Origin of the sequence: Terribium retamae, assembly GCF_022347545.1 — a bacterium.
Classification (GTDB): domain Bacteria; phylum Pseudomonadota; class Alphaproteobacteria; order Rhizobiales; family Rhizobiaceae; genus Mesorhizobium; species Mesorhizobium retamae.
In genome coordinates, this window is sequence record NZ_JAKREW010000030.1 from 34,309 (window position 1) to 56,531 (window position 22,223).

Genomic DNA, 22,223 nt, shown 5'->3' on the forward strand with positions numbered 1-22,223 from the left:
ACACGACAGCAACCCTGCCTATTCCGGCCCAGGACATGCGGATGGGTCACAATAGTCGATAATCCGACAACGAGACCGTCTTAAAATGTGATCAACTGAACCGTTCACCGGGATGCGGCGAGTATAGCCAGGCAATTCCGTCATGGAGTTGCTGTTGCGTTCGAGAGCCGAAATATCCCGCGCGAAGATCGGCCAGAAGCCCACTCACTTGGCAAAGCTCAATCATCTGTCGGGCCGAGAATTGGACTCGCGCGGTCCGTAGGTAGCGTTTCTCGGCGTATTGCTCAAACGCGGACGGCAACTCTCCCGACGTCGCGCGAACCTGTTCAACAAGCTGTGCGACATCTTCGAGGGCTTGGCAGGCACCTTGGGCCATATACTGCAACATTGGGTGCGCGGCATCGCCAAGGACTGCTATTGCACCACGCGACCACCCGCGGGTCGGGGTCCGATCCGTAACCATCCACTTGCGATCGGCTGGAAGCAGATCAAGCAGTCGATGAACTGTCGGGTGAAAGCTCGCATAGGGAGCCGTCATCTCTTCACGACTCCCGGCGATGTCCATGGGATCCAGCTCGCGGTCAGCTTTGAACGTAACCACGAGATTGAACAGTTCCCCTGACCGCAATGGGTAATGCACAAAGTCAGCGTTCGGCCCGGTCCACATGACAACCTCGGGCGCCCAGACGTCATCGGGAATTTGTTCACGCGAGACGACGCCCCGATAGACGATGTATTTAGGCGCGGGAGGCGGCCCGTCATTGACGATGTGAGAGCGCACCACTGAACGAAGCCCATCAGCTCCGATGAGCGCATCCCCGTCGACACTTCGGCCGTCAGCAAGCCTAATGCGTACGCCTTGACCAAGCTCTTCTATCTTTTCGACCCGCGAATTCGTCGCGAGATCGATCCTCGGATTTCTCCTGCACGCTTCCAGCAAGAGTCCCAGAAGGTCGGCGCGATGAATTACGGCATAGGGATGTTCGAAGCGCCCCACGAATTCATCACCAAGTCCAATTCTAACAATGTCTTCGCCCTCGAAGGCGTCGCGCATGACAAGTGCACCAGGTTTCCACGACCACTTGTCGAACTCCTTCAGCAATCCCAATTGTTGAAGAGCCCGTGAGCCGTTGGGCGCGATCTGGATACCAGCACCCACTTCGCGGAAGTCCTCTGCTTGCTCGAACACTTGAACCTGGAACCCGAGATCTGCGAGTCCAGTGGCAGCGGCCAGTCCGCCGATGCCCCCCCCTACGATCAGAACCTTCCTGGATCTGCCTACCTCGCGAGCCATGTCGCCTCCCCTTGTCATAGTGTTAGTACTCCACAGCTGCATCCCATGGCGTCGTCGACTCTCGGCATTGCGAAGCGGCGATCCGTGCAGACTTCATTGATGGGTCTCATCGCACGGATCGGCTTTTCCGGTGGCGTGCTACCTAACATCGCGTCGGGTAACCCTCTCCGATCATATCATGTTACCCGGCAACGGAGGCGTTGATGAAGCCGGTTGCTTCGATCTCAACCTTGAGCTCCGGCGTCGCAAGCGCGCTGATCCCGATCAACGAGCAGGCTGGAAAATTACCGGTGAAGAATTCCTCGCGGGCACGCCAGACTTCCTTGCGTTCGGAGATGTCGGTCACGAAGATAGTCATTTTGACAATATCATTCATCCTCGCACCAGCGGCCTCGACCAGAGCCTGAATTTTCAGGAATGTCTGGCGAGATTGCGAATACATATCCTTGCCGCCAGCAACGTTGCCGTCCAGATCATGTGCCGTCATACCGGAAACGAAAAACTGATTTCCGACCACAAGGCAGTTTGACCACGTCTTTGGCGGGGCCTCCTTGACCTTGTCGCTGATGATACGCTTGATCGCCATGAGTTTTCTCCTGTTAGAATACGATAAAAGTTTCGACCAGCCGCCAACTCGCTTCGACTGGTCCGCCGCAAGTGCTGGAACGCGAAATGCTCAGCTGCTGTTCAGCGCGCAAAGGGGCGACCCCGCATACTCAAGATCAGGTGCGTAGACCTCTGCTTCGCCTGCTCGCAGTGGCGTCTGCGCCGCCGGACGGCGGGCCTGACGGCCCTCCTCTAGATAGTCCCGCGGCGCGCCTCCCTATTCCGCTTATGCCGACGCGCTTGCCTGTTCCGCGGCCTAGACCCTTGCCTCAATGCGGGGAACGATCACGGCTTCCACTCTGCCGACATCTGCGATCTCGCCTTGGAGCTTGTCGCCAACCACAACCGGCCCCACGCCAGCAGGCGTTCCGGTGAAGATCACATCACCAGGGCGCAGGTAATAATACTGCGAAAGGTTGGAGACGATTTCCTGAACCGACCAGATCATGTCGGCGACCTTGGCGTTCTGCTTAATGTCGTCATTGACGCGCAAGACAATTTGTCCGACCGGGTCGCTGTCCAAATCCTCGGCCGCCTTGATCGGCCCGAGCACGGCAGACCTCTCGAAAGCCTTTCCGAGCTCCCACGGCCGCCCCTTGTCGCGAGCCGCGAGCTGAAGGTCGCGGCGCGTCATGTCGAGGCCAGCGGCGTAGCCGAAGATCGCGCGCGAAGCTTCTTCGGGCGTCACAGGCGACGAGATCGCTTCGCCCAAGACGACGACCAGCTCCATCTCGTATTCATATTTGCTTGTTCCCAAGGGATAGGGAATGTGCGCGCCGCTAGGCACCAATGCATCCAACGGCTTCATGAAAAAGAACGGGGCTTCGCGTGTCGGATCGACGCCCATCTCGCGGGCATGCTCGGAGTAGTTCCGGCCGACACAGAAGATACGGTTCACCGCCACGCTCGCTTCGCGGCCGGCCACGGGCAACGTGACCGCGGGGCCGTTGTTGAACAGGACGTCGCCATCGGTTGCCGCCAAGGCGCTGCCATAACCCGCTTCGTTGAGATAGCGCTTGAGGGCGCCGACGCGATCGGAACCCCAAAACTTCTCGCCATCGACCACAAAGAACGGAACGCCGAGGACACCACTTTCATCACACCAAGCGGCGTTGCCAGCCAGCTCCCGTTCAATGACAGCAGCGGCCGCCTTTGCGGCGTCGAGTTCACCATCGGTGACGCCCACCTCGCGAGCCAGAGCTTCCACAGTGGCCGCGTCGCTGATGTTCTTGCCGTGCGACCAGTACGCGCGGCTGACACGAACCGTGTAGGCCTCGAAGAGCTCCGACCTGTTCCGCAGCAGCCACAAACCAAGGTGGGTAGCCGCCGACACGTCGGTCAGCCGCCATTCCGGCGGAGACCACTCCAGTCCACGCCAGCGGGCGCGCCGCTCACAATCCTGGCGATTATAAGGAAACCGCGGATTCTGCTGCGTGATCGGCAAGCTGGAGGGCCGAGGCACCTCTTTGACGAGGCACCAATCGATATCAACCCGGTACAGTCGCTTCAGCGCAAACAGCTCATCGACGATCAAGGCGCAGAACGGGCTGCGATAGTTAAAGACGACTTTCAGTTTTGGCAATGGCATGTACGAAGGTCCTAGCGTCCCGGATAGCTTGGCTTATGGGTTGAATTTCGAGGTTATCTTCTGGTGGCCGTCATTCGGCTCGTAAGTCTGTTCCCGCATCATACCCAGCACTTCCAGCACAGGCTGATCAGTGATCGAGAACAGGAAGGCATCGCTGCCTTTGCAGTGGTGCTCGTGCCACGCCCACGTCGGCACGACGAAGACATCGCCGCGTCCCCAGTGGAATTCGATTCCATTGATGACGCAAACGCCTTCACCCCCGATCACGAAATAGACCGTGCTTGAGGTCGACCGATGCGCTTTCGTCTTGGTGCCGGCCTTCAGGAGTTGCGCGCGACAAGACAGCGTCGGCAAGGTGGGGCCCGAGTTGATCGGGTTTACGTATTCAAGGATCACCCCATCAAAGAGGCTGCCTTCAGCGCTTCTGGCGTCTTGCAGAGCCTGATGCATCTCAACCCACGGATATCGAAGCGCCGGCTGCGATTCCGGATACTTCCCCCAACCGGTTGGCCGATACATGCCCAGTTGCTGGCGCGAGAAATTGTCAGGCCGGCTTGGACAGACCTCGCCCTCGCCCGGCTCAAAAACACTTGCTTGCAAGAGATTCACCAGAGGAAAATCCAGAGCATCCAGCCAGATGATGTCATCCGGCGTCTCATTGGCGTGCTCGTGCCAGGCATGGGCCGGAGTAAGGAGAAGATCGTTCTCCTCCATCATAAGCCGCTCGCCCTGCACCTTTGTGTAGACCGCGCCTCCCTGACTGCGCGCAGCAAACCGAATTGCTCCAGCCATATGGCGATGCGCCGGGGCGCGCTCGCCCGCACGAACCAACTGAAACGCCGTCGCGATCGAATGGGAGGTACTGTAGTAAGGCGTCAGATCAGGATTCACATGCTCCATCGAGCGGCGTTCCGCGCCGCGCTCTGGGGTGATTAGATCCCCCGCACGCATCAAAAGCGGAATGATATCGTCCCAACGCCATAACCACGGTCGATAGCTAACCCTCGGCTCGCGCGCGACGAACTCGGACACATACTTCCACGTTGGCGCCATGTTGGCTCGCGCCAAATCCTCATGCAGTTGGTCCAGTGAGTCATTCTTAAGCAAAGAGCTCATCATCCTCTTCCCAGCTATTTTACACAACAACGATAATACGTTATTTTATCGTCTGTCAATGTTTTTCTCGATAAAATGGTATCGCAGCGAACGTTAAAGGCACCGTCGAACAGCCAATTGCCCGGCTTTTCGCGTGCGTCGAGTAGGCGTCCTTATGGATGCTCTCGATCCGAGGACGCCACTGTCGATAGTGCGGCAGGCGACTGGCACTCGTAGCGAGTGCCCCGGCAAGCTTGCGGGGAAATCCAACCAAACGTTTCCGCCGTACGTTGCTTGGCGGGACCCAGTACACGCGTACCTAGAGCATTTTCGGCGAAATCTGAACGCCTCCAATGCTCTATCTCTTTGTTTTTACGCAATTCCAGCAAAACCGCTGCGCACTTTTGCTGGAATTGCTCTAGCCGCAGCAACTCGAGGCTCTACAGAGCCTCGAGTTTGGACTTCGTGGGCGGTTTTTCTGCCCGCTATCCGATATCGCGTATCAGGCAACCGCTCTCTGAGGCGCTCCTACGGCCGCCGGTTCCGAACCGCGCCCGACCCGAGGGAAGGCCCAATAGAAAACCATCGGCAAGGTACCAGCTATGATCAAGGACGAAGCGAGCAGAGCGATGGCTATTGTGAAGGAACCAGTGAATTGACGAATGAGTCCCACCATATAGGGCCCCACCAAACCACCGACTTGACCGCAGGAGTTGAAGATCGCGAGACCAGCAGCGAGCGCTCCATCCCGGAAGGCTGTTGCGGGTACGGGCTGAGCTACCGTCACAAAGGAGTAGGAACAGGCCAGGCCGATGGACAACAGCGCCCAGCTTGCCACAGGCGTATTGAGATACAAGGAACACAACGCTGCCGTGCCTGCCAACGTCCCCAGAACGAAGAGGTGCCAGCGCCGGTCTCCCGTACGGTCTGCAGTTCGACCCACTACCAAGCAGATGGTGACACCGAGAACATAGGGGGCCGTCGAGAGTAAGCTGGTCGCGAACGCCGAGTAGCCAACGAAGCGCTCCTTGATGAGCTGAGGCATCCAGAACACCAAGCTCCAGAGACCTAAGTTCAAGAAGAAAAACATAATACCGTAGATCCAAACGCGCGGCGAGCGAAAGATATCAGAGAAGCCGTGGCGCGTCATATGACTGGAGAGATCTTGCTTCTGTGTAGTGATCGTATCGACGAGAAACGAGCGTTCCTTCTCTGTCAGCCAGCGTGCCTGCGCCGGGTCGCGTGGCAGGAAAATGATGAAGACGATGCCGAGCAGGATCGGCGGAATACCCTCGATCAGGAACATCCACTGCCATCCATGCAAGCCGAGATAGTCAATTGGGATCAAAAGTCCCGCAAGCGGACCTGCAAAGATGCCCGCGCATAGGGCGGCAACAATGGTCCCACTGACAGCCGACGTCCGGTTCTCGGCGGGATACCAATGGGAGAGGAAATAGAGGGCACCGGGAACGTAGCCTGCCTCGGCGGCGCCGAGGATGACTCGGGTTATATAGAACGAGTGTTCGCCCTCGACAAAGGCCATGCAGCAAGCAACGATTCCCCAGGTGATCATGATCCGGCCGAGCCAGCGCGGAGCACCCATCCGATGCAGGGCATAGTTGCTCGGGAGTTCGAACAGAATGTATCCGAGGAAAAACAGACTGGCGCCAGCACCGTACACGGCTGGTGAAAGGCCGAGGTCTTCGCTCATATACGGCGCGGCGAAGCCGACGTTAATTCGGTCGAGGTGAGCCAGGAATAGCCCGGCCGATATTAACGACAGAATTCGAAAATTCAACTTACGTTTGAGTGCTTGATCCATATACTCCTCCCTCGATCAAGTGCCGCGATTTGGCACAGATGTCGTCGCAATGAGTCGCTGTTCGGCGACCAACCGATGGGCCGCCGAGCAGTCGCATGACCGTCCTCCGGGTCGTGCTAGGCTTGCCTTGCCGTCAGAGCCATGGCGCGGATCGGACTGCCGGTGCCGTTCTGGATCTTCAGTGGCGCCACGATCAGGATGGCGCCGCGCGCCGGCAACCTGTCGAGATTGCAGAGGCAGGCGAGGCCATATTTGTTGGCCTTGTGGATCAAGGTATGCGCGGGATAGGGCGGTTCCATGCCGCCGCCTTGGCCGGCATCGGTACTAATTGTCTCCGAACCCCAACCGCAGATTCCTTTGTCAATCAGGTACTGAATGGCCTCGGCAGTTGGTCCGGGCGAATGCGGGCCACTTTCGTCAGAATTTAGGAACTCGGCCTCCGAGCCGTTGCGCTTATACCAGTCGGTACGCATCAGCACCCAATCGCCGCGGCTGATTTCGCCGTTCATCTTCTCCCAGGCTTTGATGTGGTCGACAGTGAGCAGGAAGTCGTGATCTGCGGTCGCCTCCTTGGAGCAATCGATGACATTTACCGGTCCGACAAACCTACTAACCGGAATCGTATCGGTCGCGCCGTCGGCATGCTCCTTGCCGGAGATCCAGTGGATCGGAGCATCGAAATGGGTACCGGAATGCTCGCCGAGTTTCAGCCAGTTCCAGGCCCACCACGGTCCATTCTTGTCATAGGTCGAGATCGTATGGATCTCGACCTTGGGTGTGCTCACCGCCAGATCTGGCGGCAGCTTGACCACTGGCGTTTTCGGCCCAAGCACTGCGGTCAAATCGAGCACTTCGATTTCGCCTCCAACAAGCAGGCTGGCAAGCTCGCCAAGAAGTCTCTGTGCGATCATCTTCGTATTCCCTCCCGTTTTGGTATTGTCGATAAGCAATGCGTCGACCTGCGCGCGGCAAGAAATCGCCGGCGTCCCTTACAAAATCGACGTGGGCTTTAGTGGCTCGCCAGAATGCGAGCGCCCGAATTCTAGAATGTAATATTGATGTTCTTGATCTGGGTGAACGCCATCAGCTCATCGATACTTTCTTCTCGACCGATGCCAGATTGCTTGTAACCGCCGTAAGGCGCACCAAGGAAATGCGGCCCTGCGCGGTTGATCCAAACGAATCCTGCCTCAATTCGAGAGGCAGCGCGATGAGCAGTGGCAAGATCCTTGGTAAAGATCGCTCCCGTCAGCCCGTACTCAACGTTGTTGACGTCCGCGAAAAGCTTTTCCTCGTCGTGCCATTTCAGCACTGACAAGACCGGGCCAAATACTTCCTCCCGGGCAATGCGCATTTCGCTCGTAACGTTAGCGAACACAGTGGGCTCGACATAAAACCCGTTCTGCAGCTCAGGTGTCTGCGGAACGCTTCCGCCGGCCACCAACTCAGCCCCTTCGTTCTTGGCGACGTCGATGTAGCCGAGCACCTTGTCAAGATGAGCTCGAGAGACGAGTGCTCCCATCGTGGTGGCCCGATCGGTGGGAATTCCAGGCCTGTATCTCTTGACCTTCTCAAGGATCCCGGCGAGGACCTGATCGTATACGGCGTCGTGCACAAACACTCGCGAAGTCGAGCCGCAGGATTGCCCACACCACGCAAAGTTCATGCCGCGGACTGCCCCGTCGATCGCCTGCTCAAGGTCGGCGTCTGGATACACGATCAGTGCGTTCTTGCCACCAAGTTCAAGGATGACTTGCTTGAGTTGGTTCGCCGCCTGTCTTGCGATCGCGCGCCCGGTGGGCACACTGCCGATGAGTGTGACCATTGGAATTTCGGGATGCGAAACAAGCGCTTCGCCTGATGGTGTACCTCCGGTGATTACATTAAGCACACCGGGGGGAAAGACCCCATCCAGCAGCTCCATCATACGAACCGCCGACAAGGGCGCCTGGGGCGGCGCCTTCATGACTACGGTATTGCCAGCGGCGATCGGCGCGGCGAATTTTCCAGCGCAGAACATCAGAGGATGGTTATAGGCGACGATCCGAGCACACACGCCCAACGGTTCGCGCAGAGTCATATTGGTTACGCCACCCCCCATGGGAATAGTTTCACCTTTGATCTCAGTGACCAAGCCTGCGAAGAATTCAATCTGGGCCGCGGCATGCAAAGCGTCACCCGCCATTTCGGTTACCGGGTTGCCGCAGTTCTGCGCATCGATTAGGGCCAATTCCTCGGCATTCTCACGCAAGATTGCGGCGGCCTTCCTGAGCATCGCCGCTCGATCCAGGGGCTTGCTGTAGCGCCAGGTCTCGAAAGCCTTTCTGGCCGCCGAAACCGCCGCTTTCACGTCTACAGCATTGGCGTCCGCACAATGTCCGAGGCTTTCACCCGTACCCGGATTGAACGTTTCGCTGTAGCCGCCCAGCGGCACATGCCACGTGCCGCCGTAATAGAGATCCCGCTTCTTGGGCAGAATCTCGTTCAGGCGCCCCTGAGATACCTCCCTCATCTTCTCCTCCCTCGTTAAGTTGTAGATCTCTTCGCATTAATATCGAGGAAGAGTTCGGATATGTCTGGCTTGCTCGCGATGATTTCCTGGTCGTGCAGATGGCGGACAAAGGTAGAAATACAATGGCTGTTCGCCGCAAGGCCGAAAGGCCAGTAATCCCGGCCCATCAATCGACGCGTATGTTCAATTTCATGCACAATGAATGGAACGGCCACGGACAGGGCGTTCAAGTCGTATAGCTTCGCGACAGCACGATTTTTTGCCTCTTCAAATGCATCAAATAGACTTTGCGCGGCCCACTGGTGTTGGTCATAGATCTCGCGCTTCATAACGATCGTGTGCATGATCGGGAAAATGCCGGTTCTGCGAAAGTAATCCTCCTCGACTTCGCGGCAGTTCTCGAACAGGTATCGCACCGTCCCTTCGTTGCGCTCCATCGCCCTGGGACTGTGCACCGATAGCAGCGCATCAATCTCGCCGTTCTCCAGCATGACCTCCAAACGTGGCTTGTCCTGTTTGGTCCCTGCCACCATGTCGCCAGCCTGATGAACCTGATCGGTATTGGCCGCAGCTTTGACATCGGTCCCGGATACCCACTCGATCTCGTGCGGCATGACACCGTAGTCGTCCATCAACGCTCCGCGACACCACACGGCACCGCTCATTTGATACCAGCCAATTCCGACCCTCTTCCCCCGCAACTGCTCAGGGCGCCGAATGTCGGAGTCCCCGCGCACGTAGAGTGCGGAATGCCTAAAGACGCGGGATGGAAACACGGGGAGCGCGATCAAATCGTTTTGTCCCTTCGCGCGCATCTGCACATAGGCCGACGTGGACATTTCGGAAACGTCCCACCGCAAGTCCTTCATCTGCTCGTAGAAGGTCAACTCCGGAGCCTGCGGCGTATAGTTCAGCTCTATGCCTTCAGGCCGGATGTCGCCTGTCCGGAAAGGAAGGGTACGATCGTACTCACCGCACGCAAAATTTAGTTTCAATGGCATCGACAGCTACCCTCCAAAGACGACACGATCATTTTACCGCTTAAATTACAAACTATCGATAGATTGTCGGATTGACAAGCGATTGCAGCCCATTTCCTCGAGGTTTTCGCAGACTGCCACCGTATGAGTAGCATCGACGATCAACCGGCCGCCCGGCAGGTAAGCCGAAGGATTTCAAACCTTTGTAGGTGTTTGAGCCGGTGGCTTTGGGGCCATGAAGAGCGCCAAGAGGACCGCCGGTCAGATTGCCGTCGACGCTAGTTCATAGCGCCGGCGTCGGTACGTCCCTGGCGACTTGCGGCATGATGACCGGCTTTACTTCCCTAAACTCGCTCATCGCCAGCAGCGCGTCGGATAACCGATCAAGCGGATATCTGTTTGAGATCAGCTTGTGGAAATCGAAGTGCTTTTGCCGCGTCGAGACGAATTCGATGGCCTCATAGAAGTGCCTGGCTCCCGCCATCACCGTGGAAAAGATCTGAACACCTCGAAACAGAAGCCGGGGTGAGATCCGCACATCGCCCTCACCCGAGATTCCGACCTGAACCAGTCGGCCACCGGGTCGGGACATTCGCAGGCCCTCCACTACCGCGTGCGAATTCGCGCAATTCAACACAACATCCGCACCGCGCCCGAATGTGAGATCGCGAACCCAGCGCACACGCTCCTCGGGATCCGCCACGTCGGTCAAGTCAAGTACGTGATCCGCACCCCACTGTTCGGCAACCTCCAACCTCGCCGCCGGCGCACCAATGACCAGCACCTTCTTGGCGCCGCGATCCTTGGCGACCGCCAGGGCGTAAAGTCCAAGCGGTCCGCATCCCTGAATCAAGACCGTCTCGTGGCTCGATATCGACCCCAACTGTTCAAAGCTATGCATGACGGTCCGCAGCGCGCAGGCGGCCGAGGCCGCAATTTCAGGCGCCACGTTATCCGGCACGCGAATGAACAGTGCTCCGGGCGGAAAGTAATGGTACTCGCTGCATCCCCCCATCAGCCGACTGGGATGGGAATGCCCATAGCTCTTAACTTCGTGGCACAACGACGTTTGCGTCGATACGCGACAGTAGTAGCAATGGCCACAATGCGCGTAGGCTGAAATGATGCGATCGCCCGGCTTCAGCGGCACGTTGAGTACGTCGACAATATCCCCCCCGGTTTCCACAATCGTACCGCATGTTTCATGCCCTGGAATGTAGGGCAGCGTCAGAGGCTGTAGAAAGGGCTGGTCGCCGCCGCCCTCAGTGAAGTGCCCTGTCCAGCGATGGGCATCTGTCCCACACAAGGTCGCAGCATCTACCCTGATCAGGGCGGACGACGGCTCGATTTCCGGCAGTGGAACGCGCCACAGTTCGGCGGGCGCCTTAAATTTTGTGACGACTGCAGCTAAGCTTTCCGTCATTGGGTGCTCCTAAAGTCAGGCAATTTGCGGATTGCCGGGGGGCATTTCGCGTGTCCGCGAGTTCTTTGTCCCGCAGCGTGGCGAGCGGATTCACGAAACAGGTTCTTCTGTCAAAGGGCTGCCGGCGCAGGCAGCAACACTCGACCTGAACAAGGTCAGTCGCAGAATCGGATAGAGCACGACACTGACGCCAAGTGAGGTGAAGAACTGAATTGTCACGATCCTGTTCAGAACATAGTGCGCCAAGATCGTAGCAACGACTGTCGTAATAACACCGGCCCAATTGACCAACTCTGTGCCGGCCAGACCGTTCCTTCCCACTTTACGGCTGACGATGAAGTAGTCGACGATCATGATCCCGGCGAACGAAGTCGTAATCACTCCGAGGATTTCGATCCAGGCGTTGAACTGGTCCAATATTCCAAACGCCACCATCAGGAGGCCTATAAGGTTCGCGACGACGACCATCACGACCCTGTTCATTCGAAGTCCCATGGCGTCAAATAGATTGGAAAGCGCAAGCGAGCCGCTATAGGTATTCAGCACTTGTGCCTTGCCCTGTGCCAGAACCATGAGTGCGACGCCGATTCCGCCACCGAACAGCAGGAAGGCAGCGGTCACACCCTCCGGGCTCATCGCCAGTTTCTGCGCCGCCTCGGGAGCCATCTGCATAACGGTCGTGTAATACATCACCAGCTCGCTCATGGCCGCGTACATGAACACGCCGCCGACAAACACCATGCAGATCTGTGCCGAGAAATTGCCTACTGCAGCAGCCGCACCAATATCGAACGAACTCCTTGCGTATCGACCGAGGTCTGCATCCACCAATGCAAGCGCCCCGGCAGCGCCGACGAGTACATTCGTACAGAAAATAAACTTGCCAAGATCGCTCGTAGCGCCAAGGCTCGCGAGGGCTTCTGGCGGAAACAGCGCAGGAAAGTCAAAAATGTGACCGTCCGCGTGCGACCTCACAACTCTCCAGGTGATGAACAGCAAAAGCCCGACAAAGGCGGCCAGCGTATATGTGGACACCTTCGACACGGCTTCGAACCCGTAGGCAGTCAAGAAAATCCATGCGACGGTCAAAAGACCATACACAACGATCTTGTTGGCCAATGTGTCCTGGAAGCCAAACGCAAAACGGAAACCAGCGTAGAGCAACGCATTCTCAAGGGCCAGGAACCCGATGATCATAAAGCCGAATATGAGCGAACCGATCAGGCTTCCGCGCTTACCGAAACCGTAGTGGCGCGCCATAACCGTACTGGAAAGCCCTGTTTTAAAGGCAATATGCCCACATGCCCATCCGATGAGCGAGCCAATGACTGCCACGAAGACACCCGCCGCCATCGCAATCTTGAAGCCAGCGACAAAGGTCGTTAGCGCCCCCAAAAAGAGCTGAACCAGCGTGGTCACGATACCCGCCGTGTTCCAGGATAGCTTTAGCCACCCTTGCCGCAAATGCTGCGGCACTGGCTCCAGCGCATGGTCCTCCATCCTCCCGTCAATTTTCATCTCCTCCCAACTCCCTTTCGCCTCACTGGATGTATCCGTTGACTACAAACCAAGACGCCAACATCCCCTCCTGGACGCCTTACTGACAAGGAAGCGCACCGACGCGCGGACACTTCCTATGATTCAGATCGTCGCTGTCTAGTGCCTTGGTTCGGCGCCGACAGAACAGTCGACGCGATTATTGATACCAACCGCCTATTCTCCGCTGGCGGCTTGTTCTCGAACCGTCAATTCGATGAGTTTTAGTTTTGCTCAGCAGCGCCCGGTGCGCTTTCCGTCCAGCGGGCCATCAGCGTGTTCGATGGAAGCGTCTCGTCGAGGAGCTTTTTTGCTGATTCCGCCCCCACCACTGGGAGATTACCGCGCTCCAACAGGCCGATCTGAACCAAGACCGAGGCTTGATCCCAATAGATGTGCTCGTTGTATAGCTTGTCTCCACGAAAGCGGACGATCGCAACCAACGGAACTTCGACATATTTGCCTGTTGGCGGGACGCCCGGCAGCATCCAATCGATCTCGATGTCGTGCGTGAAGCAGAGCAGACACTCGTCGACAATACGATCCGCGCCAATGGTGCGGGAAACCGGGATTACCTTCGCGTTTTGCGGATTCTTCGGGATGAAGTGGTTCTTATAGAACCGGTGAAGGTCGCGATACCCAACACCACCGGTCAAGGTCGGAATGTGGTTGACGTAAGGCTGCGGTACCATCGTCGCCATAGTCGCATCAACATCACGCTCGATGAACTCAAGGTCGCTGTGGCGTTGCCACAGGCTGTCAAGGTCATAGTTCGGACCCATCACCTTGCGGAACAAGGCGATCGAGCGCGAGTGGGCCATCAGGCTCGCGGACTTGTTGAAGCTTACGCGCTCCGGGGACGCAAAGGCGTGATCGCAATCAGCATAAGAATAGAGCTCGGCGTCGGGACGATGCGCAAACGCCTCTTGAATGCGTGCGCGAGACTCCTCCGGCACAAAGCGATCAAGTTCAGCGAAGTGGAATACGATCGGACAGCGCACTGACTGGGCTTCGGCAAGATGTGTATCAATACCGACACCATAATAGCTGACAACGCAATCGATATCAGTTCGAGCAGCCATCAGATAAGCGAGCCTGCCCCCCAGACAGAAGCCAAGCGCACCGACTTTGCCCGTGCACTCTGGGCGAGCACGCAGCACAGCCAGGGCGGAGGCGGCGTCCTCAACCCCTCGCTCGACATCAAAGCGCTGATTGAACCCCATTGCCTTGGCAACATCGGCGTCTGCGTAGGTCAAATCCACACCAGCTTCAAGTCGCCAGAACAAATCAGGAACTAGAACGACGTAACCCTCTTCCGCGTAGTAGTCAGCTACACTACGCATCGAGGCGTTGACGCCAAATATCTCCTGCAACAATACAATGCCCGGCCCAGAGCCAGATGCCGGGACTGACAAATATCCTTTGAAGGCCCCGCCGTCAGCGGTGGTGAGTTCAATCCATTGTCCCGTCATGCTGATCCTCCTAGGGCGCCGGCAGTTACGGCGTTCACTGCCGCGGCGCCAACCTCATCATAAATTCATAATTGAATTCTTCATATAAGTTTCTATGTGTCAACGGGAATCTGGAAGCCGCGAACAGCTCGGTGCGCTGAGACAGCGCGAAACGGAACTATCTCTGAACAACAGGCTCGCTGCGAATCGGCCCTTTGATTGCGGGTAGCTGTCAATCCAGTTTCGTTCCGCCATCGTCCGGGGTCATGGCCCTTTCCGAGGCCGAGAGCCTCACGCCGATGTTCGGGCCGGGCACCTCAACGTGTGCAACGACATTCGTATGACGTCAGCCGGTTCAACGAGGTCGCCACCACTGTTGGTCGGCCTATTATTGCGCTCCCTTTTTGCACTCTCCTCAAGCTAGGGCCGCCGCTGTCGTCATCGATCTTTGTCGAGTAGCGCGATGGCCTTCAAGGCTGCTCCACGGTGGTGGTGTCCGGTTTCGCTATCCATCTTTTCATTCCTTCCCGAATGCTATGCCGGCATTGAGCCGCTGAGCCGAAGAGGTACCGGGGCGTTCCTGTCCCGGCGGCCCACGCGGTCCTTACCTTCACGCCCGTTTCGGGAAAGCGGGCGACCTATCGTTTCAGCTATTTGGGTCGCGTCGAACAGTGGGCTTCAGGACCATGGTCCAATGTTTGTGCCGGCAGGACAATGGGCCTGCTGTCGTCTCCGAAGAGCTTTGCCGAAGGACTTATCCCTCCAACTGACTGATCCCCTAAGCCCGTTCGGTTTCCACCAGCAACCCCGCAGCTCCGGACCGAGTTGGCGCAAAGCGCCTGCCCGCACCACTCCAGGCCTTGGGGGTCTGGTCTCCGCGAAGGCGTCGATGCGGGTGTCTCCCGACGGGACTTGGCCGGGTCTCGTCGGAGGGACGGTCCCTCGGACTGAAGCAACGGAGACATCAAATGCAGAACATCGTCATTCTCGCCGGTAACATCGGTCAGGAGCCCGAAACCCGCACCACCCAGGGCGGCACCAAGATCACCCACTTCACGCTGGCCACCTCGCGCCCTCGCTATTCTGAAGGCAAGGTTGTTCGGGACGAAAACGGCTATCGGGTTCAAGACACCGAATGGCACCGCATCACCGCCTTCAACGGCCTCGGCAAGACGATCCAGCAATATTGCGAGAAGGGCATGAAGGTACTGGTCCGCGGCCGCATTCACTACACCAAGTGGACCGATCAGCAGGGCAACGACCGCTACGGCTGCGAGATCATCGCCGAAACGGTGGACTTCCTGAGCCGGGCGAAGCAGACCGAAGCCGATGACGGCAAGTTCGTCGATGACCAGGACATCCCGTTCTGAGACGGAGCCAAAAAACCCGGCGGCGCGCGCCGCCGGGCCCTTCTCTGCATCGCGAAGGTTGCGCAAAAGAGCCTGGCCACGGCGTCAGCAATGACCGAATCACCCGCGAACCGCTCCCGGTCGCTGGCCGGGCAAAGCAGCGATTACAGGTCGCTTTCCCTATAAACTACGGCTATTATAGCCGTAGTTCTGGCGTGACGGTTGGTGCCGGTGGGAGGTGATCATGCATGATCACCGCCCGACAAACACGGGCCGCGCGCGCACTGCTGGGCTGGACACAGGAGATGCTCGCTGACAGGGCCAGAGTTTCGCTGACCGCGCTTAAACGCATGGAGTCCGCGACGGGTCTGCGCGTGTTTGAAAGCACCAGCGATCAGGTGCGCAGAGCCCTGGAAGCGGGAGGCATTGCCTTCATCAATTCCGGGCGTAACGAAGGGGTGATGTTGGTCGATGTACAGGAAACAGCAGAACGCCGCCAGTAAACCCGCTGCGGGTTTCAAGGCCGCTGTCGCCCATCCGTCATCACATTGTTGTAATATTAGCCGTTCTGTTTCCTTGAGAAAGAGCACGGTGTAGCTCTCCATGACGACTATCGACTTCCTCGACGAAGCTCCCTGCGGCCCCGCCCTTACCGAATATGACCGGCAACACGTCAAGCTTTACATGCGGCTGCTCGACGCCGAGGCGGACGGCGCCGAATGGCAGGAAGCGGTCGAAGTCCTTTTTGGAATTTGCGCCAGGACCGAACCGGAGCGCGCCCGCCGCGTTCATGACAGCCATCTGGCTCGCGCCCACTGGATGACTGAGCATGGCTATCGGCAATTGCGCCGCGGCCTGCCGCACTGAAGTCAGGCGTTGTCGTCGCGACAACACCTGTTGTCATCGATCAGACTTCACAAGCTATTGAGCTTTCGGAATCAATGCTCGTCTGACGTGTACTCAGTCACGGGGGAGACGCCAATGCTGCCCGATGCGAGAGAATGGCAGACATCATCAACGTATGACTTCATGGATGAGATCGGCGTCGACGATCTGGCATGGGAATGCTTGCGCCGCAACAGGGATTACCAGAAGGATTTCGCCGGTACTTTGGCGCGTGGACCGGCGGGCTCCGACAAGTCCGAAACGATAGGGCATCGGTGGGGTCTGCGATTTCGCCGCCCGGCCAAGCCTGAGCGCGCTCGATCAGCCTGTATTCTGGACGCCTGAGGCCGATACCAGCATCCTGCATATCGGACCGGCTCCGGACCTGACGCTGACCGATCCTCGCTTCCTGGCGGATATTCGTTCCATCCATCAGCAGGCCGCAATCGAAGGCCTGCACATTGCTTGTTTCACCGAGAGCGGCCGTGTCCGTCTGATCGCGCTCCCCGACCTGCGGCCGGACGACCCGATTGGCGCTTTCGTGCCGCTCGATGCCCATGGTCTCGACCGCATCCAGGCCTTTACGCGCCTGTGGCGCAGCCTCCACGGACTCTCTGTTCCGTCTGATACCCGTATGACGGTGCAGCAGCGTCGTCGTCTCAAAAATATGCTCCGCGCCGTCGATGGCCGCATGAATGGCGCCGACTATCGCGAGATTGCCAAAGTCATCTTCGGCGTTGAGCGGGTCGCACACGATCCCTGGAAAACATCAGCACTGCGCGATGCTGTTCTTGATCTGGTCAAGGATGGCTTCGCCATGATCGACGGCGGTTATCGCAAGCTCCTGCGCCATCGCCGCCGTTCCTAGCCTTTTCCACGATCAGGGGGGTGCGATTTTAGCCTCCTAAAATTCGCACTCCCCCCAACCAATTCTTCTTCGCCATCGTGGCCCTCGTCCACCGCTGAACACCAGCGGTTTCAGAGAACCCCCACGGAGGCCACCATGAGAGCCGATCTCGCTACCCTGCCGCCGCGCTTCCTGCGCACCAAGGAAGCGGCCGAATTCCTCAGCCTGTCAGCACGTACCCTCGAAAAGCACCGCACCTACGGAACCGGTCCCGCCTATCGCAAGCTCGGCGGCCGTGTCGTCTACGCCGTTGACGAACTGCAAGCCTGGGCCGGACGCGGCGCCGTTACCTCAACGTCGGATCCGCGGGGCAGCGTCCTGCCGGCCAAGCGGCACGAAGCCATGCCGGCAGTCCATGCCGGCCGCCACGCCCGCTGAACCTCCCGGCTCCCCCACAATGACGGCGCGGCATCGCCCATCCCCGGAGCGCGGACAGCTCGATCTGTTCTACGCGCTCCCAGGCGACTTCGCGCCAAGAGACGCGCAGGATCTCATGGCCTATCCGTTCTTTTCCCTCTCCAAGAGCCACCGCACCGCCCCGATCGATTTCGTGGCCGGCGACATCTCGATCCGTGTCGAGGCCGTACCCGATCATGGCATGGCCACGATCTGGGACGCCGACATCCTGATCTGGGCCGCCAGTCAGATCGTCGAAGCACGCGACAAGGGTCTGCGCACCTCGCGCCTGATGGCCGCCACCCCTTACGAAATCCTGAAGTTCATCGGACGCGGTACGAGCTTGCGCGACTACCAACGGCTCAAGGCCGCTCTCGATCGCCTTCAATCCACGACCGTCTCGACGACGATCCGCCAGCCCGCTGAAGGACGTCGTCACCGCTTCTCGTGGATCAACGAGTGGAAGGAGCGAACGGACCGCAACGGCAAGTCGGACGGAATCGAATTGATCGTACCCGACTGGTTCTACCGGGCAGTCCTCGATGATGCGCTGGTGCTCACCATCGATCGGACCTATTTCGAGCTGACGGGCGGTCTTGAGCGCTGGCTCTACCGGATCGTGCGCAAGCATGGCGGCCGCCAGCGCAAGGGGTGGCGTTTCGACTTTCGTCACCTTCACCAGAAATCCGGCAGCCTGTCGCCATTCAAGCGCTTCGCTTTCGAGCTCCGCGACATCATCCGGCGCCAGCCTTTGCCCGGCTACGCTCTGTTACTTGAGGTCGAACTTGGTGGCCGGACGCTGCTTGCCTTTGAGCCGTCTCCGCCCTGTGGACAGGCTGTGGATTCGTTCGTGCCATCCGGAACCCGCCGACGCGTGCTATCCGGAACCGGCCCCTCGTGCCAACGGGAACCCAAACAGGGTATACGCTCCGGAAATAAAAGACGAAATCGCGCCCTTAACTTAGAGTCTAACAAACAGTCTAACCTTGAAGAGCGCGCGCGCGATGTGGAAAACAACGACAACAACAACATCCAAGACGGGTCAGAAAACGCCGAAAGATCATCACGCTCCGGAAGCAATACACCCGTTACGTCTTTCCGTAAATCCGCTTTTACGGCCTCCTCTTCTTGTGAACCTCCGCAACTCTCCTTCGGCGGTAAGCCGGGAGGCGCGGAATGATCGTCGCGCTCCTCAATCAAAAAGGTGGCGTCGGCAAGACGACACTGGCGCTGCATCTCGCCGGTCAATGGGCGGCTGAAGGCAGGCGCGTCACCCTGATCGACGCCGACCCGCAAGGCTCGGCTCTCGACTGGTCCCAGCAGCGCAGCCGCGAGGCTCTGCCACGCCTGTTCGGCGTCGTCGGTCTGGCGCGGGACACGCTGCACCGTGAAGCGCCGGAACTTACTCGTGACGCCGATCACGTCGTCATCGACGGGCCGCCGCGTGTCGCCGGCCTGATGCGCTCGGCGTTGCTTGCCGCCGATGTCGTCCTGATTCCGGTGCAGCCATCACCCCTCGATGGCTGGGCATCGGCCGAGATGCTGGCGCTGCTTGCCGAGGCGTGCATCTACCGCCCGCAGCTCATCGCCCGCTTCGTGCTCAATCGTTGTGGCGCGCGCACGGTGATCGCCCGCGTGACGGCTGAGACGCTCGTCGACCACGATCCGCCTTTGCTGCCGGCGACCATCGGCCAGCGCGTTGCCTTCGCGGACACGGCGCAGTCCGGCCGCCTGGTGTTCGAAGCCGATCACGACAGCATGGCCGCCCGCGAGATCGCCGCCTTCGCGGCGGACGTCGGGAGACTGGCGCCATGAGCAAAACCACGTCACGGCGCGGCTTTGTCGCTCGTCCCACAGATCCCGACGGATGGATCAAGGCTGCTGATCAGCCGCCGTCTGGCCCGTCATCCGGCGTCGGCTTCACCGCCCGGCTGACCATCGACGTCACGCCGGACCTGCGCGGCCGCATCAAGATCACCGCCTTCCAGCGCGGCGTCACCGTCGCCGACATGCTGCGCGAACTGCTCGCGCGCGAATTCCCCCCGCCACCAGGAGACCCGTCATGACCGGCATCGCGGCACCCCGCATGCGCGGCGGCCCGATGCCGTCGCCCGCTCCATCCGACCGTCTCACCCATGTCGAGCTGACCTGGGTGGAAAAGCAGATCGAATACTGGATCAGGTTCGGCCGGCACGCGCAGGAAACGATCCTCGACTGTCGTCGGCGCGTGCTTTCCTTCCGGCCCGACACGATCTTCGCCTTCGTCCGCTGGGCCTCCAACGACTTTGGCACGATCATCTCACGCATCGATATCGTGCGCGCCGTCGAGCCCGGTCAACCCTATCAGACGCTGCCCTTCGTGCGTCCCGGCGGCGACATCCTGCTCAAGATCGAGAGCTGGCCCAAGGTCGAGCGCGTCCTCCAGCTCGCCGACGCCATCGAGGCGCTGAAGCTCGATCCAGCCGACGCAGCGCCCGACTACTGGCGCCATGTTCACAACCGGCTGACCGCCGGCCACGAGCCGCGCACCTACACGCGCGACCAGCATCAGGCGTGGCTCAAGCGCCGGAGGATCGCACCATGACCGACCTTAAATGGGTGATGGCGACCTTCGTGGCGACCAGCGCCATCGCGGTTTCAACGTGGATCGACGCGCCGACCAAACTCATCTGGAACGCCTCGGCCAGCACGCCGATCGGCTTCTACGCGATCGAGCCAACCGGCCGCCTGGAGGTCACCGATCTGGTCGCGGTCGATGCTCCCGAACCGATCGCCAGCTTCCTTGCCGTGGGCGGATACCTGCCACGCGACACGCCGCTCCTGAAGCGCGTGCTCGGCCTTCCTGGACAGACCGTCTGCCGTGCCGGCGTCCTCATCACTGTCGACGGCGTGGAAATGGGAACAGCGCTTGAGCGCGACCGCTTTGGCCGCCCGCTGCCTGACTGGCAGGGCTGCCGCATCGTCGCCGAGGGCGAAATCTTCCTGATGAACTGGGACGTGCCCGACAGTCTCGACGGGCGCTACTTCGGTCCGATCCCGGCCAGTTCGGTCATCGGCCGCGCGGTTCCCTTGTGGACCGACGAGGACGGCGAAGGCCGCTTCGAATGGCGGGCGGCAACGCGGTGAACGCGCTGCCTTCACCGGCCCCACTGCTCGCCACATCCCCCTCCACCGCAAACTGAAAGGAACCCACTATGCCCCAGATCGGCGAATTCACCCGCGAGGAAACCGGCTTCACCGGGCGCATCCAAACGCTCGCACTCGCATGCGAACTCAGCATTGTTCCCGTCGAACCCTCGGACGCAGAGAAAGCACCGAACTATCGTGTCCATCTCGGCTCGGATGACAATGGCCCGGAGATCGGCGCGGCCTGGACCGAGTCCAGCGAGAAGGCCGGCGAGTATCTGTCGCTGCTGATCGACGATCCCACGTTCGCGCAGCCGGTCCGCGCGCGCCTGTTCCAGAACGGCGCGGATGCGAGCTCATGGTCACTGCACTGGAGCCGTCCTCAGAAGCGCGGTGAACGGGAATAGATAATGCGGATCGCTCACACGAACCCCGCATCGCCGATGTCAGCCGGGCGGCCCAGCGCTGCCCGGCGCATCATCCTCTTTCTCCTTTCCGGCCTGACCTTCGTCGCTCCGCCGCTCGCCGTTCAGGCGCAGAGCGCGCCATCGGCCGAGCAATCGTCGCGCGATCCCTATGCCGCCTTCGTGACGGAAGCCTCGCAACGCTTCGGCATTCCCGCGCACTGGATCAGGGCAGTTCGGCGTGTCGAAAGCGCCGACGACGTGCGGGCCGTGTCGTCGGCGGGCGCCATGGGCCTGATGCAGGTCATGCCGGGCACCTGGGCGGAACTGCGCGTCCGCTACGGTCTCGGCCGCGATCCCTACGATCCCCGCGACAACATCCTCGCAGGCACCGCCTATTTGCGCGAGATGCTCGACCGCTACGGTTCGCTGGGCTTCCTTGCGGCCTACAATGCCGGTCCCGAACGCTACGAGGAATATCTCGCGGGCCGTCCCCTCCCGACCGAAACCCGCGCCTATGTCGCCACGCTCGCGCCGATGATCGGCGTCGGAGGAATTGCCCCTGTCGCGCCGGGAAACATCGCCGCCGCTGCCGCCGGTCCGCATGCATGGCGTCGCGCACCGCTCTTCGTCTCGCCTTCCGCGCGCAGTCTGGATGCCAATCAAGCGACATCCAAACAGCAATCCGGCGACATTTCGGCGGCACCTTCGGCAGGTCGTGAACCAGCCATTGCACCACAATCAGGCGGCCTGTTCGTCGCCCGTTCCGGTGGGGGAGAACGGCCATGAGGGGCTTCGCACAATGGCGCGGCGTGGCGTGGTCTGGAGAGGGCTGTGCGGGATGGAGGG

Annotated in this window: 24 protein-coding genes; 13 read left to right on the forward strand and 11 right to left on the reverse strand. The window is 59.5% G+C overall.

Going from position 1 to position 22,223, the window contains the following annotated elements:
• Positions 1-91: 91 nt before the first annotated feature.
• The 11 genes from L4923_RS22690 to L4923_RS22740 form a co-directional block, all read right to left on the reverse strand.
• On the reverse strand, positions 92-1,294 hold the full coding sequence (locus L4923_RS22690; RefSeq protein ID WP_239369371.1) for an FAD-dependent monooxygenase: 1,203 nt from the start codon (positions 1,292-1,294) through the stop codon (positions 92-94).
• A gap of 181 nt (positions 1,295-1,475) precedes the next feature.
• Complete coding sequence (locus L4923_RS22695; protein WP_239369372.1) at positions 1,476-1,880, reverse strand: RidA family protein; 405 nt, start codon at positions 1,878-1,880, stop codon at positions 1,476-1,478.
• Positions 1,881-2,156: 276 nt separating this feature from the next.
• Positions 2,157-3,488 (reverse strand): fumarylacetoacetate hydrolase family protein, encoded by a 1,332-nt coding sequence (locus L4923_RS22700; RefSeq protein WP_275448536.1) that lies wholly within the window; start codon positions 3,486-3,488, stop codon positions 2,157-2,159.
• A gap of 33 nt (positions 3,489-3,521) precedes the next feature.
• A complete protein-coding gene (gene mabB / locus L4923_RS22705) occupies positions 3,522-4,604 on the reverse strand; it encodes a 5-aminosalicylate 1,2-dioxygenase (protein ID WP_239369374.1) in 1,083 nt (360 codons plus the stop codon).
• 481 nt (positions 4,605-5,085) lie between these two features.
• Positions 5,086-6,405: an MFS transporter gene (locus L4923_RS22710; protein WP_239369375.1), complete on the reverse strand. Its 1,320-nt coding sequence runs from the start codon at positions 6,403-6,405 to the stop codon at positions 5,086-5,088.
• 116 nt (positions 6,406-6,521) lie between these two features.
• Positions 6,522-7,316: a cyclase family protein gene (locus L4923_RS22715; protein ID WP_239369376.1), complete on the reverse strand. Its 795-nt coding sequence runs from the start codon at positions 7,314-7,316 to the stop codon at positions 6,522-6,524.
• A gap of 131 nt (positions 7,317-7,447) precedes the next feature.
• Positions 7,448-8,917, reverse strand: coding sequence for an aldehyde dehydrogenase family protein (locus tag L4923_RS22720; protein WP_239369377.1), 1,470 nt, complete (start codon positions 8,915-8,917; stop codon positions 7,448-7,450).
• A 14-nt stretch (positions 8,918-8,931) separates the two neighbouring features.
• Positions 8,932-9,918 carry a PhnD/SsuA/transferrin family substrate-binding protein gene (locus L4923_RS22725; RefSeq protein ID WP_239369378.1) on the reverse strand — a complete coding sequence of 329 codons (987 nt, stop codon included), beginning with the start codon at positions 9,916-9,918 and terminating at the stop codon, positions 8,932-8,934.
• Positions 9,919-10,180: 262 nt separating this feature from the next.
• Positions 10,181-11,320 (reverse strand): zinc-binding dehydrogenase, encoded by a 1,140-nt coding sequence (locus tag L4923_RS22730; RefSeq protein WP_239369379.1) that lies wholly within the window; start codon positions 11,318-11,320, stop codon positions 10,181-10,183.
• A 90-nt stretch (positions 11,321-11,410) separates the two neighbouring features.
• Positions 11,411-12,838, reverse strand: coding sequence for a purine-cytosine permease family protein (locus L4923_RS22735; RefSeq protein ID WP_239369380.1), 1,428 nt, complete (start codon positions 12,836-12,838; stop codon positions 11,411-11,413).
• Between the two features lie 242 nt (positions 12,839-13,080).
• Complete coding sequence (locus L4923_RS22740; protein ID WP_239369381.1) at positions 13,081-14,328, reverse strand: dienelactone hydrolase family protein; 1,248 nt, start codon at positions 14,326-14,328, stop codon at positions 13,081-13,083.
• A gap of 947 nt (positions 14,329-15,275) precedes the next feature.
• Between L4923_RS22740 and L4923_RS22745 the strand changes: the two genes are divergently transcribed.
• The 13 genes from L4923_RS22745 (at position 15,276) to L4923_RS22805 (ending at position 22,163) form a co-directional block, all read left to right on the forward strand.
• On the forward strand, positions 15,276-15,677 hold the full coding sequence (locus tag L4923_RS22745; protein WP_239369382.1) for a single-stranded DNA-binding protein: 402 nt from the start codon (positions 15,276-15,278) through the stop codon (positions 15,675-15,677).
• A gap of 227 nt (positions 15,678-15,904) precedes the next feature.
• Positions 15,905-16,159 (forward strand): helix-turn-helix domain-containing protein, encoded by a 255-nt coding sequence (locus L4923_RS22750; protein WP_239369383.1) that lies wholly within the window; start codon positions 15,905-15,907, stop codon positions 16,157-16,159.
• Positions 16,160-16,259: 100 nt separating this feature from the next.
• Positions 16,260-16,523, forward strand: coding sequence for a DNA -binding domain-containing protein (locus tag L4923_RS22755; protein WP_239369384.1), 264 nt, complete (start codon positions 16,260-16,262; stop codon positions 16,521-16,523).
• Between the two features lie 114 nt (positions 16,524-16,637).
• A complete protein-coding gene (locus L4923_RS22760) occupies positions 16,638-16,886 on the forward strand; it encodes a transcriptional regulator domain-containing protein (protein WP_239369385.1) in 249 nt (82 codons plus the stop codon).
• A gap of 196 nt (positions 16,887-17,082) precedes the next feature.
• Positions 17,083-17,409, forward strand: coding sequence for a DUF2285 domain-containing protein (locus tag L4923_RS22765; RefSeq protein ID WP_239369386.1), 327 nt, complete (start codon positions 17,083-17,085; stop codon positions 17,407-17,409).
• 135 nt (positions 17,410-17,544) lie between these two features.
• Positions 17,545-17,826, forward strand: a complete 282-nt coding sequence (locus tag L4923_RS22770; RefSeq protein ID WP_239369387.1) for a helix-turn-helix transcriptional regulator — start codon at positions 17,545-17,547, stop codon at positions 17,824-17,826.
• Between the two features lie 19 nt (positions 17,827-17,845).
• Positions 17,846-19,024 (forward strand): replication initiator protein A, encoded by a 1,179-nt coding sequence (locus tag L4923_RS22775; protein WP_239369388.1) that lies wholly within the window; start codon positions 17,846-17,848, stop codon positions 19,022-19,024.
• Positions 19,021-19,659, forward strand: coding sequence for a ParA family partition ATPase (gene parA, locus L4923_RS22780; protein WP_239369389.1), 639 nt, complete (start codon positions 19,021-19,023; stop codon positions 19,657-19,659). Before L4923_RS22775 ends, parA begins: the two co-directional genes overlap by 4 nt.
• On the forward strand, positions 19,656-19,910 hold the full coding sequence (locus tag L4923_RS22785; RefSeq protein ID WP_239369390.1) for a hypothetical protein: 255 nt from the start codon (positions 19,656-19,658) through the stop codon (positions 19,908-19,910). The genes parA and L4923_RS22785 overlap by 4 nt, the downstream gene beginning before the upstream one ends.
• Positions 19,907-20,428: a DUF2840 domain-containing protein gene (locus tag L4923_RS22790; RefSeq protein WP_239369391.1), complete on the forward strand. Its 522-nt coding sequence runs from the start codon at positions 19,907-19,909 to the stop codon at positions 20,426-20,428. The genes L4923_RS22785 and L4923_RS22790 overlap by 4 nt, the downstream gene beginning before the upstream one ends.
• Positions 20,425-20,970: a S26 family signal peptidase gene (locus L4923_RS22795; RefSeq protein ID WP_239369392.1), complete on the forward strand. Its 546-nt coding sequence runs from the start codon at positions 20,425-20,427 to the stop codon at positions 20,968-20,970. Before L4923_RS22790 ends, L4923_RS22795 begins: the two co-directional genes overlap by 4 nt.
• 68 nt (positions 20,971-21,038) lie before the next feature.
• Positions 21,039-21,377 (forward strand): DUF736 domain-containing protein, encoded by a 339-nt coding sequence (locus L4923_RS22800; RefSeq protein ID WP_239369393.1) that lies wholly within the window; start codon positions 21,039-21,041, stop codon positions 21,375-21,377.
• A gap of 3 nt (positions 21,378-21,380) precedes the next feature.
• Entirely contained in the window at positions 21,381-22,163 is a 783-nt protein-coding gene (locus L4923_RS22805) for a lytic transglycosylase domain-containing protein (protein WP_239369394.1), read from the forward strand.
• The last annotated feature ends 60 nt before the right edge of the window (positions 22,164-22,223 follow it).